This is a genomic window from Streptomyces sp. NPDC056527, from assembly GCF_042794475.1.
Taxonomy (GTDB): domain Bacteria; phylum Actinomycetota; class Actinomycetes; order Streptomycetales; family Streptomycetaceae; genus Streptomyces.
Genome location: NZ_JBHTTQ010000023.1, coordinates 55694 through 70486, shown reverse-complemented (window position 1 = coordinate 70486; position 14793 = coordinate 55694). Strand labels below are relative to the sequence as shown.

Here is a 14793-nt window from a genome sequence, read left to right as displayed (position 1 = left end):
CCCGCGAAGGCGGGCGGGCGCGCCGCCAAGAGCGGCAAGCGCGCCGGCTACGGACAGCTCCTTCGTACCCCCGGAGCCCTGTCCTTCCTGCTCCCCGGCTTCGCCGCCCGGCAGCCGTTCGCGATGCTGACGATCGGCATCGTCCTGCTCGTCCAGCACACCACCGGCTCGTACGGCAGCGCGGGCGCGGTCGCCGCCGTCACCGGCGTCTCCATGGCGCTCTTCGCCCCGCAGAGCGGCAAGCTCGCCGACCGCTTCGGCCAGCGGGCCGTCCTGGTCCCCGGCGTGCTCATCCACTCCACCGCGGTCTCCCTGCTCGTGGTGCTCGCCCTGGCGGGCGCCCCGATGTGGGCCCTGTTCCTCGCCGCCGTACCGGCCGGCGCCTCCGTCCCGCAGGTCGGGCCGATGGTCCGGGCCCGCTGGGCGGCGAAGCTGGAGAACTCCCCGCTGATGCCGACGGCCGCCGCCTTCGAGTCGGTCACGGACGAGTTCACCTTCGTCGTCGGCCCGGTGCTCGCCACCGCGCTCTGCACCGGCGTCCACCCGGCGGCCGGTCTGATCGCCGAGGCGGCGCTCACGCTCTTCGGCGGCCTGTTCTTCGCCGCGCAGCGGCGCACCCAGCCCGCCCACGGGCTCATGTCCGCCGCCTCCGGCGAGCCGCGCGTCTCCGCCCTGTCCATCCCGGGCGTCCGGGTCCTGGCCATCGCCTTCCTGGGCATCGGCTCGGTCTTCGGCGGGATGCAGGTCTCGCTGACCGCGTTCTCCGAGGAGATCGGCAACCCCGGCGCCAACGGCCTGCTCTACGGGATCTTCGCCGCGGGCAACATGCTCGCGGGCATCGCATGCGGCGCCGTCGCCTGGAAGATCGGCCCGCGCAAGCGTCTGATCCTGGGCTACGCCGGACTGACCGTGGCCGCCTCGCTGCTCTGGTCCGCGCACTCCGTGCTGCTGCTCGGCGCCCTCGGCCTGGTCGTGGGTCTGTGCATCGCCCCGGCCCTGATCACCGGCTACACCATCGTCGAGACCCTGGTCCCGGCCTCCACCCGCACCGAGGCCTTCACCTGGCTCACGGGCGCCGTGGCGCTGGGTCAGGCGGCGGCCGTGACGGTCGCCGGCCGGCTCGCCGACGAGCACGGCGCGAGCACCGGATTCCTGGTGCCGCTGGTCGGTACCGCGCTCGCGCTGGCCACCCTTCTCGCGCTGCGCTCGCGGCTGGCCCCCCGGTCGTCGCGGCGGGTCGCGGCACGTGGTATCGGTCACCGAGTGCCGGTGACGGTGGACTGATCCCGCGGAATAGGTCACTATGGATCGTCGTTAGCACTCGATGAGTGTGAGTGCCAGGAGGAAGACAAGTGCCGACCTACCAGTACCAGTGCACCGAGTGCGGCGAGGGCCTCGAGGCGGTGCAGAAGTTCACCGATGACGCGCTGACCGAGTGCCCCAGCTGCAAGGGACGCCTGAAGAAGGTGTTCTCGGCGGTCGGCATCGTCTTCAAGGGATCCGGCTTCTACCGGAACGACAGCCGCGGCTCGTCGTCCAGCAGCTCCCCCGCGTCGAAGTCCTCCACGACTTCTTCCACGTCCTCGTCGTCCGGCTCGTCCGCGTCCTCGGACGCGAAGCCGGCCGCCTCGTCGAGCTCGTCCGCTTCGAGCTCGTCGTCGAGCTCGAGCTCCTCCAGCTCGGCCGCCTGATCCAGGTTCTCGCGAGAGCCCTGCCGCCTGTGCGCGGTGGGGCTCTCGGCGTTGTGGGGGCAGGACCGCAGGGGCGGTGTCACGGGGGCCGCGCCGTGGAGGCGGTTAATCTGACGGCCATGGCGACCAACGCGTACGCGGACATCGGTGTGATCGGCGGCTCGGGCTTCTACTCCTTCCTGGAGGACGTGACGGAGGTGTCCGTGGACACCCCGTACGGCAGCCCGAGCGACAGCCTCTTCCTCGGCGAGATCGCGGGACGGCAGGTCGCGTTCCTGCCCCGGCACGGCCGCGGCCACACCCTGCCGCCGCACCGGATCAACTACCGCGCCAACCTCTGGGCGCTGCGCTCGCTGGGCGTACGGCAGGTGCTCGGGCCGTGCGCGGTGGGCGGGCTGCAGGAGGAGTACGGCCCCGGCACGCTGCTCGTACCGGACCAGCTGGTGGACCGCACGAAGACGCGGACGCAGACGTACTTCGACGGGGAGCCGCTGCCGGAGGCCTGGGGCGGCGCCGTGCCGAACGTCGTGCACACCACCTTCGCCGACCCCTACTGCCCGGACGGGCGGCGGGTGGCCCTGAAGGCGGCCCGGGGGCGGGGCTGGGAGCCGGTGGACGGCGGCACGATGGTCGTCGTCGAGGGACCGCGGTTCTCGACCCGGGCCGAGTCCCGCTGGCACGCGGCGGCGGGATGGGCGGTGGTGGGGATGACCGGGCACCCGGAGGCGATCCTCGCCCGGGAACTGGGGCTCTGCTACACCTCGTTGGCGCTGGTCACGGACCTCGACGCGGGCGCGGAGACGGGCGAGGGGGTCTCCCACACCGAGGTGCTGCGGGTGTTCGGCGCGAACGTGGGACGGCTGCGGGAGGTGCTCTTCGACGCGGTCGGGGCCCTGCCGGACACGGCGGACCGGGACTGCCTGTGCACCCATGCCCATGACGGCTGGGACCTGGGGATCGAGCTGCCGTGAATCCCCTTGGCGGGTGAGGGAGTTGTCCACAGCTTCACGCTGATCCACAGGCGGGAGCGGGATGTTCGCGGAGCCGGGATGGTGGGAGCGGCTCTCCGGACGGTCCGGGGGCTCGACTCCTGACAGGCGGTTCGCGCGATGACGACCTCTCCTCCTCCCGGCCACTCCCCCGCTCCGTTCCTCTCGCCCGTTCCGTTCCTCTCGCCCGTTCCCGAGACGTGCGGCGTCCCGCTGTTCGAGCCCCTGCGGGTGCGTGGCGGGCGGCAGCGGCTGCGCCGGGTGTTGCGGCGCCGACGGCGGGCCCCTGCCGTGGTCCTCGCGATGAGCGCGGCCGCGCTGGCGGTGGCGGGCGGGGGCGAGGTGTCCGCCGGTCCGCCGACGCGCCCGGCGGTGAAGGAGCAGCGCCGGCCGGTCGCGGCGCGGCTGGTGTCGGCGCCGGTACGGATCGCGGACGCGGCGACCGTGCGGCTGCTGCGCCCCGGCGACCGGGTCGACGTGATCGCCGCCCCCAACTCGTCGATGGCCGGGGGCGGTACGGCCCGACTGGTCGCGGCGGGCGCTCGGGTGGCCGAAGTCCCGCGCACGGGTGAGACTCGTCTCGACGATGGGGCCTTGGTCGTCCTGTCCGTTCCACGGTCGACGGCGACGGCCCTGGCGGGTGCGGGCGTCACCTCCCAACTGGCGGTGACACTGTGCTGATTCGCACGGGTTGTCTGTCAAGTAACCGTTCCGTGTGTACGGATTGGACGCCTCTGCGCCGTTCGCGGCCTAATGGCTCCGCCAACTGCACACCGAACGAAAGGCGCCCCGGTGACTCCGAAGAAGGAAAGCGTGATGGCAGGCTTCAAGGCCTTCCTGATGCGCGGCAACGTGATCGATCTGGCGGTGGCGGTCGTCATCGGTGCCGCGTTCACCAACATCGTGAACGCGGTCGTCAAGGGTGTCATCAGCCCGGTGGTCGGTGCCTTCGGCACCAAGGATCTGGAGGGCTACAAGTCCTGCCTGAAGGGCAGCTGCCAGGTCGTGAACGGCGAGGTGCAGGGCATCCAGATCGAGTGGGGGCTGGTCCTCAGCGCCACCCTGAGCTTCGTGATCACCGCCGCCGTCGTCTACTTCCTGATGGTCCTGCCCATGGCGAAGTACCTGGCCCGGCGGACGGACGCGGAGAAGGCCCGGGAGGGCGTCCAGGAGATCATGGAGGTCAGCGAGCTGGAGGTCCTCAAGGAGATCCGCGACCACCTGATCTCCCAGCGCGGCCCGAGCTCGAGCGCCGGAGCGGGGACGCACCCCACCCCCTAGCCGGCGACTCGCACCGGCGTCAGAGGTGGTGCGGCGGCTTCTCTTCGAGGAAGCGCGCGAGATCGGCGGCGCTGTCACTACCGCCGGGAGGCCGCTCGCCCCACCCGCGGTCCGTATCGTCCGCGGACTGCTGGTCCAGTGGATCGTCGAAGATCAGCTTCGGCTTCGTGGAATTCTCGGGGATGGGCTGTGTGCCGGGCTGCTTCGCGTCTCGCGGTCCGTGGGCGGGGGCGGTGCTCATACCTCCAGGGTACGCCGGTCATTCGGCCTCGTACCGCCTCGATCAGCGGTTTTTCCGCCTCGGTCGGAGGGGTCCTTCCGCTTCCGTCGGCGGGTCTCCCCGCTTCGGTCAGCGGTCCTTCGGGTCGAGCAGCCACAGGCCGAGGACGACGAGGAACGACAGGACCAGGAAGCCGGCGCCCCACCAGGCCGTGCCGGTGTCACCCGCCATCCACTCGTCGACCACGATCGTCAGACCCCACAGCTGGCCGATGACGACCGTGAGGGCCAGGGCGAGACGGGCGCTCAGCTTCGACGAGCGCTCGGGCTCCTGCTCTGTGCCGGCGCCGGGGCCGGGGCCGGTGTGGCGGATCCGCGGGTCGCCGTAGCCGCTGGTCGGCCGGATCTGCGGATAGCGCTCGTGGACGGGACGGTTCAGACGCGGCTGCGCGCTGCCCGGCGTGTACGCGGGGCGCGGCGGCAGCTCGGTCCCGGATGCGGGAGCCTGGGCATGGTCCTCGGCGGGAGGCTGGTCCCCGCCGGCGTCGGGGGCCTCCGGATCGCGGGGGAACGGGCTGTCGGTCATGTCCGCTCACTCCTCGTGCCCGCTCCGCCCGCCGAGGCTCCCGGGCAGCCGAGGCGCTCGGCCAGGTCCGGTCGGTCCGCGCCGAGCTGGCGGCACAGCCCCTCCTGGACGCTCTCCCCGGAGCGGGTGGTGCCGACGGCCCAGACACTGCCGTCGGTCTCCTCCACCAGGAGCACCTTGGGCAGTGCGCGCGGTGGCGGGCCCGCGGTCACCTCTCCCGTACGGGCGTCGAAGATTCCTTCGTGGCACGGGCAGTACAGCTCGCCCTCGCTGCCCCGGTCGTTGCGCCACAGCACGGCGCAGGCGAGATGGGTGCAGACGGCCGAGTAGCCGGCGAGGGTGCCGTCCTCCAGGCGGATGGCGACCGCCCGGTCCTCCTGCTCCGGGTAGCGGAAGGCGAGGGACTCGCCGGGCAGCAGCTGGTCGGCGATCTTCTTGACCTCGGGCGCCCCGTCCGAGTCTCCGTGGCGGTGCAGGATGCCGGAGGCGACGCCGATGCCGCCGATGGCGAGGCCGCCGGAGACGGTGGCGACGATCCGCAGATAGTCGCGCCGGGTGTTGAGCGAGTCCGCCGCGATGCGGTCGTGCAGCGCCTCCTGGGCGGCGTCGGCCGCTTCGGGGCCGTCGGCGGGGGGCTGTTCGGTGACGCTCATCAGACGGCCCTTCCGTTGATCTCGACGACGGGGAGGCCACCGGGGACCGGCCATTGGACCTTGTCGGCGGGGACGACCATCGCCACTCCCGTGGAGACGGTGGTGGTGCCGAAGGTGAACGAGTCGGCGACCTGGACGCCGGGGCGTTCGGCGCGGAGCTCGTCGAGGGTTCCGTAGAAGAGGGCGCCGGTGGGGCAGACGGTGGCGCACATCGGGGCGAGGCCATAGGCGGTGCGGTCGTAGCAGAGGTTGCACTTCATCTGCAGCTTCGCCTGGAGGTCGATCTTGGGGACACCGAAGGGGCAGGCGTTGACGCAGTTGGCGCAGCCGATGCAGCGGGTGGTGTCCGCCTGCTGCACCACCCCGTCGGCGGTGACGAGGATCGCGTCGGCGGGGCAGACCTCGGCGCAGGGCGCGACCGGGTCCTCGCAGTGCATGCAGACCGTGGGAAGGGAGGCGACGGAGTGGCCCTCGTCGGGGTAGTCGAGGTGGATCATCGACTTGCCGCGGTGCGAGTCGCACTCGCGGCAGGCCGAGACGCACGCCTGGCATCCGATGCAGCGCCCGGGGTCGATGAAGATCGTGCGGCCCATCATGAGCGGCGTCAGCTCCTCTCCGCGGTGCCACGGCCCTGCGGGGACGTGGGGGGCAGGGGGTCGGTGCGGGAGACCTGGGTCTCGGGGTAGGCGACGTGTCCCGGCGCGGTCGGCGGTGCGGGGACCTCGTCGATCCGCTCCGCGGCCTCGATGCGGGCGGCGCAGACCTTGTACTCGGGGATCTTCGAGCGCGGGTCGAGGGCGTCGATGGTGAGGGCGTTGGCGGCCGTGGGGACCGGCCAGTGGTACGGCACGAAGACGGTGTCGGGGCGGATCGCCTCGGTGACCAGGGCGGGGAAGACCTCGCTGCCGCGGCGGGTGACGACGCGGACCGGGTCGCCGTTGCGGAAGCCGTGGGAGGGGTGGACCTCGACCCAGGGGCGTGGGGTCTGTTCGACGAGGGCGCCCAGGCGGCGGGTCTGGTTGCCGGAGAGGAAGTGGGCGACGGTGCGGCCGGTGGTGAGCGAGAGGGGGTACTCCTCGCTGTACGGGTCCATGGGCGGGTGCCATTCGACGACCTGCAGATGGATCTTGCCGTCCGGGTGGTAGGTCCTGCCGTCCTCGAAGAGGCGCGGGGTGCCCGGGTGGTCGGTGGAGGGGCAGGGCCAGGCGATCCCGCCGGTCTCCTCCAGGCGTTCGTAGGTGATGCCGTAGTAGTCGTTGACCGTTCCGGCGGAGGCGATGCGGAGCTCCTCGAAGACGGAGCGGGAGTCGGGGAAGACGAACTTGTCGCCGGCGCCGAGGCGTTTGGCGAGCTCGCAGATCACCCAGGTGTCGGTGCGGACTCCGGCGGGCGGTTCCTGGGCCTTGTTGTGCTTGACGACCCGGGCCTCGGCGTTGGCCATGACGCCTTCGTCCTCGGCCCAGACGGTGACGGGGAAGACCACGTGCGCGTTGGCGGCGGTCTCGGAGAGGAAAAAGTCGAACTGGGCGTGGAACTGGAGGGTGTCGTAACCGTTCTTGACGGTCGCGTAGTTGGGGAGGGAGACGAAGGGGTTGTTGCAGATGCCGATCAGGCCGCGGATCTCCTCGCGCTGCATCTGCCAGACCATCTCCATCATGGAGGTGCCGGCGGGCGGGAGTTCGGACTCCTCGATGCCCCAGATCTCGCAGATCTGGCGGCGGTGCTCGGGGTTCGTGATGGAGCGGCCGCCCGGCAGCAGGTCGGACTTCTGGCCGTGCTCGCGGCCGCCCTGACCGTTGCCCTGGCCGGTGATCGTTCCGTAGCCGGCGCCGGGTTTGCCGATGTTCCCGGTGGCGGTGCACAGGTTGATGATCGTCAGGCAGTTCTCGACGCCCTGGGAGTGGTGCTCGACGCCGCGCGCATGCCAGGCCATCGCCTTGCCGGCGCCGGCGAACATCCGGGCGGTCTGCACGATCTGTTCCTCGGGCACGCCGCAGATCTGGGCGGAGCGGGAGGGCGGGTACGCCTCGACGGTGCGCTTCACCTCGTCCCAGCCGGTGGCGTGCGCGGCGAGGTATGCCTCGTCGGTGAGGCCCTCGGCGACGATCACGTGGAGGACGGCGTTGAAGAACGCGGAGTCGGTGCCGGGCCTGAGGGCGACGTGGAGGTCGGCGGTGCGGGCGATCGCCGTCTCGCGCGGGTCGACGACGATCAGAGAGGCGCCGCGGTCCCGGGCCCCCCAGAGGTACTGCGTCATCACGGGGAAGCATTCGCCGACGTTGGAGCCGGCGATGAGGAGACAGTCGGTGAGGAGGATGTCGGAGAACGGGTTGCCGGCCCGGTCGATGCCGAAGGACAGCTTGTTGGCGCCGGCGGCGGACACCATGCACAGGCGGCCGTTGTAGTCGACGTGCCGGGTCTTCAGGGCGACGCGGGCGAACTTCCCGACGAGATACGTCTTCTCCGAGTAGAGGCTGGCTCCGCCGAGCAGGCCGAAGGAGTCGTTGCCGTACTCGGCCTGGATGCGGCGGATCTCGGCGACGGTGAAGTCGAGCGCCTCCTCCCAGCTCGCCTCCCGGAAGGGCTCGTCGCGGTTGCTCCGCATGAGGGGGGAGGTGAGCCGGTCGGGGTGGTTGACCTGCTGGTAGGCGTTGATGCCCTTGGGGCAGAGCCGCATCCGGTTGATGTCGTGGTTGCGGGGTTCGACGCCGAAGACCTTGCCGCCTTTGTCGACGCGCAGGTACATGCCGCACTGGACGCCGCAGAAGCAGCAGTGGGTGGGGACGAGCGTCTCGCCGTTCTGGTCGGCGTGCCAGCGGTCGGCCGGGATGCCCCCGGCGTCGCGGAAGTTGCGGGTACCGGGCGGGGCGATGGACGGGTCGAGCGGAAGGGGGTGCTGCCCTGCCTGCTGCTGCGTCACTTGAAGCCCTTCTTGACGTGGGTGAGGTAGGCGGTGCCGCGCAGGACGCGCTTGCAGCGGGGGCAGTACTCGGTCCATGCGTCGAAGCCGAGCTTCAGATCGCGCATGGTGCCCTGGAGGTTCTCGACATAGGGAGGGGTGTCGATCGGCTCCTGGCAGCGACGGCAGAGGAGGACCTCTTCGCCCTTCTTCCGGGAGGTGTACTTGAACAGCTGCATGCCGACGGCGGCGGGCCGCTGGACGATGTGGAAGAACTTCCCGAACGGGATGTAGATGAGGGTGAAGACCACCGACACCATGTGCAGGATCGCCAGGAACTCGTAGCCGCCGCCGTGCAGGAAGATCGACGAGAAGGTGAGCAGCAGCCCGGTCACGGAGATGACGATGAGGGCGATCAGCGGGACCAGGTCGTAGGCGAAGCGCTGACCGGTGATGGCGCCGCGGTCCTTCATACGGCGCCACAGGAAGTAGGAGGCGCCGGGGATGACGAGGACGGCGGCGATGTCGAGGCCGTGGAACATCAGCCAGCCGACGATGTTCAGCGCGTCGAAGCCGAGGACCTTGAAGCCCCAGATCCGCATCTCGTAACCCGGCCCGGAGCCGGTGGAGGAGGTGAAGGTGAACCAGCCCCAGGTGAGCGGGAAGGTGATGAGGGCCGCCAGGATGCAGCCCCAGAAGATCAGCTGGTGGGCCGCCCAGCGGGCGTGCGATCGGGCGCCGAGGAACTTCTGGAAGCCGAGATAGGTGGCGATCATCTTCGGCAGGGCGGTGGGTGCCCTGCGGAAGTTGGCGGCGGAGAAGAAGGAGCGCCAGCCCTGCTTGAACAGTCGGCGGGCGCCGGGGGCGGAGATCCACACGGTGTAGCGGTAGGCGACGCCGAAGGCCAGGAAGACCGTGGCGACGGCGTACGGGAGGAGAGCCGAGTCGAAGTCGCGCAGGAGCCGGCTGCCGAGGACGATCGCGACGATCAGCAGCACGGAGACGGCGGTGCCGGCGAGCACGGCCCGCCGGCGCACGTCGGCGGGCGTCTGGACGACGGGCGCGGGCCCCGGGGACGACGGCGCCTCGGGCACGGTCGTGGTCGTCGTCGCGGACGTCGTCGGAGTCGTCGAGGGCGCGTTCGGGGCGGGCCGGCCCGGCGTTGGATCCACGGGGCCCTGCGGTGGCTCGGTCACCCGGTCACCGTAAGGGGATATGTCAGGGATGAACCCCTTTTGGGGTACGAGTGGGTGAGGGTGTCGCTCAGATGGCGTTCAGGCCGTGATAGCGGAAGAGCGCTCGGGCCTCGGCCATCTGCTCGGGGGTCGGGGAGGGCGTTTCGTGGAGGGTGAAGGGCATGGCGAGTGCCTGCCACTTCGCTTCGCCGAGCTTGTGGAAGGGGAGGATGTCGACGCGCGAGACATTGCCCAGGCCGGCGGCGAACGCGGCGATCCCGATCGCGTCGTCGCTCCCCTCCATTGCACGCCTTCCGATCGCCCGGAACGGTCGGCAATGGTCACCGGTCGAGGGCCGTTGGTCCCGTCTCCGGAAAGCGGAAAGACCCCGCCTGGGCGGGGCCTTTCGCACGGGGAGAGCGGGTGGGTCAGCTCGGTGCCTCCGCGCCCTTGCGGGCGTAGAACCACCAGGTCACGACCGTGCAGCCGACGTAGAAGGCGACGAAGCCCCACATCGCGCTGGTCACGGCCATCGAGCCGAAGAGCGCCGGTATGAAGAAGAAGCCGAAGGCGGCGATCCCCGAGGTGAAACCGGTGACCGCACCGGACTCCATCTCCGACTGCTTCAGCGCCTTTCCGTACTCCGGAGTGCCCTCCGTGAGCCCCTTCAGATGGGTGCCGCGGAAGATGACCGGGATCTGGCGGAAGGTCGAGCCGTTGCCGATGCCGGAGAAGAAGAACGCCGCGAGGAAGCAGAAGAAGAAGCCGTAGAAGCTGCCCGTGTCGGATCCCGACGGGAGGAAGGTGATCACGCCGATGATCGCGGCCGCCATGCCCACGAAGGACAGGATCGTCACCCGGGCACCGCCCCACTTGTCGGCGATCCAGCCGCCCGCCCACCGGGCCAGGGCGCCGACCGCCGGGCCCATCCAGGCGTAGGTGGCGATCGAGTAGTCCGGGAACGTGGTCTTGATCAGCATCGGCAGCGCGGCCGCGAAGCCGATGAAGGAGCCGAAGGTGCCGACGTACAGCCAGGTCATCAGCCAGTTGTGCTTGCGCTTGAAGATGATCTTCTGCTGGCGGAAGGGGGTGGAGGCCACCTTGAGGTCGTTCTGCCCGAACCAGGCCACGGCCGCCAGGACGAGCAGCACGGGCACCCACAGGAAGGCCGCGTTCTGCAGGTGGACCGGGGTCCCGTCCGCCGTGTGCTGGGCGGTGCCGATCGCGATGGTCGACCAGGTGATGACGATCGGGGTGAGCAGCTGGACCGCCGAGACGCCCAGGTTGCCGAGCCCGCCGTTGACACCGGTCGCGCTGCCCTTCTTCGCCTTCGGGAAGAAGAAGCCGATGTTCGCGAGCGAGGAGGCGAAGTTGGCGCCGCCGATACCGCACAGGGCCGCGATGGCGACCATCACGGCGTACGGGGTCGACGGGTCCTGGATCGCGATGCCCAGCCAGATCAGCGGGACGATCAGCACGACCGTCGACAGCGCGGTGAAGCGGCGCTGGCCGACCATCGGGCCGAGGAAGGTGTAGAGGATCCGGGCGGCGCCACCGGTCAGCCCGGGGATGGCCGTCAGCCAGAAAAGCTGCGAGGTGGAGAAGCCGAAGCCGACGTCCTTCAGATTGGTGGCGGTGACGCTCCACACCTGCCAGACGACGAAGGCCACCAGGAGCGCCGGCACCGCGATCCACAGATTGCGGTTCGCGACGCGCTTGCCGATCGACTGCCAGAAGAGCTCGTTCTCCGGCTCCCAGTCCGTGATCGACTTCCCGGGCCGGTACTGCTCCGCGTCGTACGAGGGGGCCGGTCCGCCCGCCGCTCTGGTGTCCTGGAGTACGGAACTCATGGCGCTTCCCTGGGGATCGGGGCTTCCTTACCCGTCCAGGCTGCGCCCGCGCGCCAGGGCAGGTCAGAGGCCATGGTCGCGACCCGGGCGGGCGGAGGTCCCGTCCGTCCCGGGCCGTTCGCACATCCCGGTCCCCCACCGCCCCGCCCGCCCAAGGGCTCCGCGTGCCGATCGCGCCGGTGGGTGGCGGGCTCGTGGTGTCCTGGGGCGCATGACGCAACCGTTCCTGCCCCTCATCGCGCGGTCGCGCGCCGAGGCGCACCGCGCCGCCACGCCGCTCGAGCTCTTCTTCGACCTCTGCTTCGTCGTCGCCGTCGCCCAGGCCGGCGCCGAGCTCGTGCACGCGGTCGCCGAGCACCACACCGCCGACGGCATCGCCCACTACGCGATGGTCTTCTTCGCGATCTGGTGGGCCTGGATGAACTTCACCTGGTTCGCCTCCGCCTACGACAACGACGACGTCCTCTACCGCGTCGCCACCTTCGTCCAGATCGCCGGTGTCCTCATCCTCGCCGCAGGCGTCTCCCGCGTCTTCGAGGACGACTTCCTCGTGGCCGTGCTCGGCTACGTCGTCATGCGGCTCGCCCTCTCCTTCCAGTGGCTGCGCGCCGCGCACCACGCGACGGACCCGGTCGAGCGCGCCATGTGCCACCGGTACGCGGGCGGCGTGATCCTCTGCCAGATCGGCTGGACCTTCCTCCTCTGGGCCCCCGAGTCCGCCCGCCCCTGGATCTTCCTCGTCATGATCGTCGCCGAACTGGCGGTGCCGGTGATCGCGGAGAAGGACACCAAGACCCACTGGCACGCGCATCACATCGCCGAGCGCTACGGCCTGTTCACGATCATCGTGCTCGGCGAGACGATCGCGGCGGCGACGGTCGCGGTGAAGACGGGCGTCAGTGAGTACGACGCCCTCGACGAACTGCTCCCGATCGCCGCCGGCGGCCTGCTGATCGTCTACGCCGCGTGGTGGATCTACTTCGCCGTCCCCGCCCACGTCCGCCTCCACTCCAACCGGAAGGCGTTCCTCTGGGGCTACGGCCACTACCTCATCTTCGCCTCCGCCGCCGCCATCGGCGCCGGCATCGAGATCGCCGTCGAGCAGACCGTGGGCAAGGCCCACATCTCCACGCTCGCCGCCTCCTCCGCGGTGACGATCCCCTCTGCGCTCTTCCTGCTCTGCGTATGGCTGCTGCACGCCCGCTACTTCAAGATCGGTATCGCCCAGCAGCTCGTCCTTCCCGTCTCGTCGCTGGCGATCCTGATGTGCACGTTCGCCGGCCGCTGGGCGGTCCTGGCGGCCGGTCTCGTCGCGGCGGCGACGGTGGCCGTCGGGGTGACGCTGGCCTCGCGCAACCCCGCGTCGCGCGGCATCGGACCCGGCCACGGACCGAACGACCGTGGTACGCAAGGACCATGACGAAGAACGAGGCACCGCACGACGCCATCACGGACGTGACCGGACTGCGGGTCGGCCACGCGCGCGTGGACGGGCCGAACGCCCTCAGCGGCACCACCGTCGTCCTCGCCCCGGAGGGCGGGGCGGTGGCGGGCGTGGACGTACGGGGCGGCGGACCGGGCACCCGGGAGACCGACGCGCTCGACCCCCGTAACGTCGTCCAGCGGATCGAGGCCGTGGTCCTGACCGGCGGCAGCGCGTACGGACTCGAGTCGGCGGCCGGAGTGATGGCCTGGCTGGAGGAACAGGGCCGAGGGGTACGGGTCGGGCCTGACCCCTCGCACGTGGTCCCGGTCGTCCCCGCCGCCTGCGTCTTCGACCTGGGCCGGGGCGGCGACTTCACGGCCCGGCCGGGGGCGGCCACGGGGCGCGCCGCGGTGGAGGCCGCCGCGGCGACGGAGCTCCACGCGCGCGTGGAGACGGGCGCCGTCGGCGCGGGCACCGGCGCCGTCGTCGGGGGGCTCAAGGGCGGGGTCGGCACGGCGAGCACGGCCCTGGACTCGGGCATCACGGTAGGTGCGCTGGTCGTCGTCAACGCGGTCGGCTCGGCGGTCGACCCGGAGACGGGAGCGCTGTACGGGCAGTACTTCCAGGGCCGGCCCGAGTATCCGGACGGGGCCGTCCACGAGGCCGCTCAGGGGCGCCTCGCCGAGGCCCGCGCGAAGAACACCCCGCCGCCTCTGAACACAACGCTCGCGGTCGTCGCCACCGACGCCGTCCTGACGCGGGCGCAGGCGCAGAAGTTCGCCGGGACGGCGCACGACGGCATCGCACGCGCCATCCGTCCGGTCCATCTCCTCAACGACGGGGACACCGTCTTCGCCCTCGCGACCGGGGAGCGGGAGCCGGACGCGAAGGCCGGTCCGCTCGCCCTGAACGAGATCCTGGCGGCGGGCGCGGACGCGGTGACCCGGGCGATCGTGCGCGCGGTCCTGGAGACCGCCGACGGAGTCGCGGGTCCGGGCGGCCACTTCCCCTCGTACCGCGAGCTGTACGGACCCGGGCCTGCTGTCGACTCCCTTTACAACAAGGGGAGTTGAGACCGCGTGACGGACGGACGGGAACTTCCCGCGCGACCCCTTCGTTTTGCCGAACCCCGGACACGATGTCAGACCCAGGGACTACGTTAAGCAAGCACCGAGTGACATGCGGCGACGGCCTGGAGACCCTCTTGAACGATCCGCAGGATCCTCACGATCCGTACGAGACGACCGAGACGCAGGTGGAGCGGCTCCTGGGCCGGGCGCTCAACTCCTTCGATCTGCCCGACAGTACGGTCGAGTGCCTGGAGACGGCGCTCGCCCACTCCAGCGCGCTGTACTCCTCGCACCACAGCGCGTCGCTGCACAGAACCACGCATCGCCACACCTATCTGCTCGCCGACGGCACGGCGCTCAGCCTGTGGGAGCTGGTGCACAACTCCGGCCGGGACGGCGCCGAGCAGCACGAGCTGTACGCGGACGAGGCGGAGGCCCGGCTCGCCGCGTCACGGCTGCCGAGCGGTCTCGACCCCGGCTGGGGCACCGAGCGCGCACCCGGCCGGGACTCCGACGAGGACGGGGACCTGGAGCTGCTGAGCGCACTGCTGTCCCGCCCGATACCGACGCAACCCCGGATGTACGAGCCGGACAACTCCGCGGACCACGCGCGCCGGGTGCTGCGCCGCGCGGAGAACGCGGACCGGCCGGGCGAGGAGACGGCACGCAGACTGCGGGTGGCGTTCGCACACCACATCACGCAGGCGTTCGGCCGCCAGTGCGCGGTGGAGAGCGGCCGGGACGCCGGATTCACGCTCTACGAGCATGCGTTCCTGCTGCTCGACGGCGGCGAACTGAGCCTGTGGGAGGTCGAGCACACGGCGACACCGGACGGCCGGCACATGTGCGAGGTGTACGAGAACGAGCACCGGGCCCGCGAGGCGATGGAGCACCGCGCGCGCGTGCGGTGAGGCGGGAGCCGGGCCCCCCGCGCGATTCCCCTGTACGTGCCGA

16 protein-coding genes are annotated in these 14793 nt (G+C 71.0%); 8 read left to right on the top strand and 8 right to left on the bottom strand.

The genetic code is table 11. From position 1 onward, the window contains the following. Nucleotides 1–78: 78 nt before the first annotated feature. From ACFQ7Q_RS14905 to mscL, 5 genes are all read left to right on the top strand, one after another. A complete protein-coding gene (locus ACFQ7Q_RS14905; protein ID WP_383554364.1) occupies nucleotides 79–1284 on the top strand; it encodes an MFS transporter in 1206 nt (401 codons plus the stop codon). Between the two features lie 68 nt (nucleotides 1285–1352). Next, a complete protein-coding gene (locus ACFQ7Q_RS14900) occupies nucleotides 1353–1691 on the top strand; it encodes an FmdB family zinc ribbon protein (protein ID WP_383554331.1) in 339 nt (112 codons plus the stop codon). A gap of 119 nt (nucleotides 1692–1810) precedes the next feature. After that, a complete protein-coding gene (locus tag ACFQ7Q_RS14895; protein WP_383554328.1) occupies nucleotides 1811–2662 on the top strand; it encodes an S-methyl-5'-thioadenosine phosphorylase in 852 nt (283 codons plus the stop codon). Nucleotides 2663–2800: 138 nt separating this feature from the next. Continuing rightward, the gene (locus ACFQ7Q_RS14890) at nucleotides 2801–3361 is read left to right on the top strand and encodes a hypothetical protein (protein WP_383554325.1); all 561 of its coding nucleotides are present in this window, start codon (nucleotides 2801–2803) and stop codon (nucleotides 3359–3361) included. Between the two features lie 111 nt (nucleotides 3362–3472). After that, a complete protein-coding gene (gene mscL / locus ACFQ7Q_RS14885) occupies nucleotides 3473–3961 on the top strand; it encodes a large conductance mechanosensitive channel protein MscL (protein WP_383554322.1) in 489 nt (162 codons plus the stop codon). 19 nt (nucleotides 3962–3980) lie between these two features. Here the strand turns inward: mscL and ACFQ7Q_RS14880 are convergent, their stop codons facing one another. The 8 genes from ACFQ7Q_RS14880 to ACFQ7Q_RS14845 all read right to left on the bottom strand — a co-directional run bounded on the left by ACFQ7Q_RS14880 (nucleotide 3981) and on the right by ACFQ7Q_RS14845 (nucleotide 11343). Next, nucleotides 3981–4202: a hypothetical protein gene (locus ACFQ7Q_RS14880; protein ID WP_383554319.1), complete on the bottom strand. Its 222-nt coding sequence runs from the start codon at nucleotides 4200–4202 to the stop codon at nucleotides 3981–3983. Nucleotides 4203–4310: 108 nt separating this feature from the next. Beyond that, on the bottom strand, nucleotides 4311–4766 hold the full coding sequence (locus ACFQ7Q_RS14875) for a hypothetical protein (RefSeq protein ID WP_383554316.1): 456 nt from the start codon (nucleotides 4764–4766) through the stop codon (nucleotides 4311–4313). Continuing rightward, nucleotides 4763–5419 (bottom strand): Rieske (2Fe-2S) protein, encoded by a 657-nt coding sequence (locus tag ACFQ7Q_RS14870; protein WP_383554313.1) that lies wholly within the window; start codon nucleotides 5417–5419, stop codon nucleotides 4763–4765. Before ACFQ7Q_RS14870 ends, ACFQ7Q_RS14875 begins: the two co-directional genes overlap by 4 nt. Next, a complete protein-coding gene (locus ACFQ7Q_RS14865; protein WP_383554310.1) occupies nucleotides 5419–6015 on the bottom strand; it encodes a 4Fe-4S dicluster domain-containing protein in 597 nt (198 codons plus the stop codon). The genes ACFQ7Q_RS14870 and ACFQ7Q_RS14865 overlap by 1 nt, the downstream gene beginning before the upstream one ends. An 8-nt stretch (nucleotides 6016–6023) precedes the next feature. Next, entirely contained in the window at nucleotides 6024–8339 is a 2316-nt protein-coding gene (locus ACFQ7Q_RS14860; RefSeq protein WP_383554307.1) for a molybdopterin oxidoreductase family protein, read from the bottom strand. Then, nucleotides 8336–9412 (bottom strand): MFS transporter, encoded by a 1077-nt coding sequence (locus ACFQ7Q_RS14855; RefSeq protein WP_383554361.1) that lies wholly within the window; start codon nucleotides 9410–9412, stop codon nucleotides 8336–8338. The genes ACFQ7Q_RS14860 and ACFQ7Q_RS14855 overlap by 4 nt, the downstream gene beginning before the upstream one ends. A gap of 169 nt (nucleotides 9413–9581) precedes the next feature. After that, nucleotides 9582–9797 (bottom strand): hypothetical protein, encoded by a 216-nt coding sequence (locus tag ACFQ7Q_RS14850; RefSeq protein WP_383554304.1) that lies wholly within the window; start codon nucleotides 9795–9797, stop codon nucleotides 9582–9584. A gap of 124 nt (nucleotides 9798–9921) precedes the next feature. After that, complete coding sequence (locus ACFQ7Q_RS14845) at nucleotides 9922–11343, bottom strand: MFS transporter (protein ID WP_383554301.1); 1422 nt, start codon at nucleotides 11341–11343, stop codon at nucleotides 9922–9924. A 211-nt stretch (nucleotides 11344–11554) separates the two neighbouring features. On the opposite strand from ACFQ7Q_RS14845, the gene ACFQ7Q_RS14840 reads away from it, so the two are divergent. From ACFQ7Q_RS14840 to ACFQ7Q_RS14830, 3 genes are all read left to right on the top strand, one after another. Further along, nucleotides 11555–12763: a low temperature requirement protein A gene (locus tag ACFQ7Q_RS14840; RefSeq protein WP_383554297.1), complete on the top strand. Its 1209-nt coding sequence runs from the start codon at nucleotides 11555–11557 to the stop codon at nucleotides 12761–12763. Next, the gene (locus tag ACFQ7Q_RS14835; RefSeq protein WP_383554294.1) at nucleotides 12760–13842 is read left to right on the top strand and encodes a P1 family peptidase; all 1083 of its coding nucleotides are present in this window, start codon (nucleotides 12760–12762) and stop codon (nucleotides 13840–13842) included. The genes ACFQ7Q_RS14840 and ACFQ7Q_RS14835 overlap by 4 nt, the downstream gene beginning before the upstream one ends. A gap of 65 nt (nucleotides 13843–13907) precedes the next feature. Further along, nucleotides 13908–14750 (top strand): DUF6227 family protein, encoded by an 843-nt coding sequence (locus tag ACFQ7Q_RS14830; RefSeq protein WP_383554291.1) that lies wholly within the window; start codon nucleotides 13908–13910, stop codon nucleotides 14748–14750. Nucleotides 14751–14793: the final 43 nt, after the last annotated feature.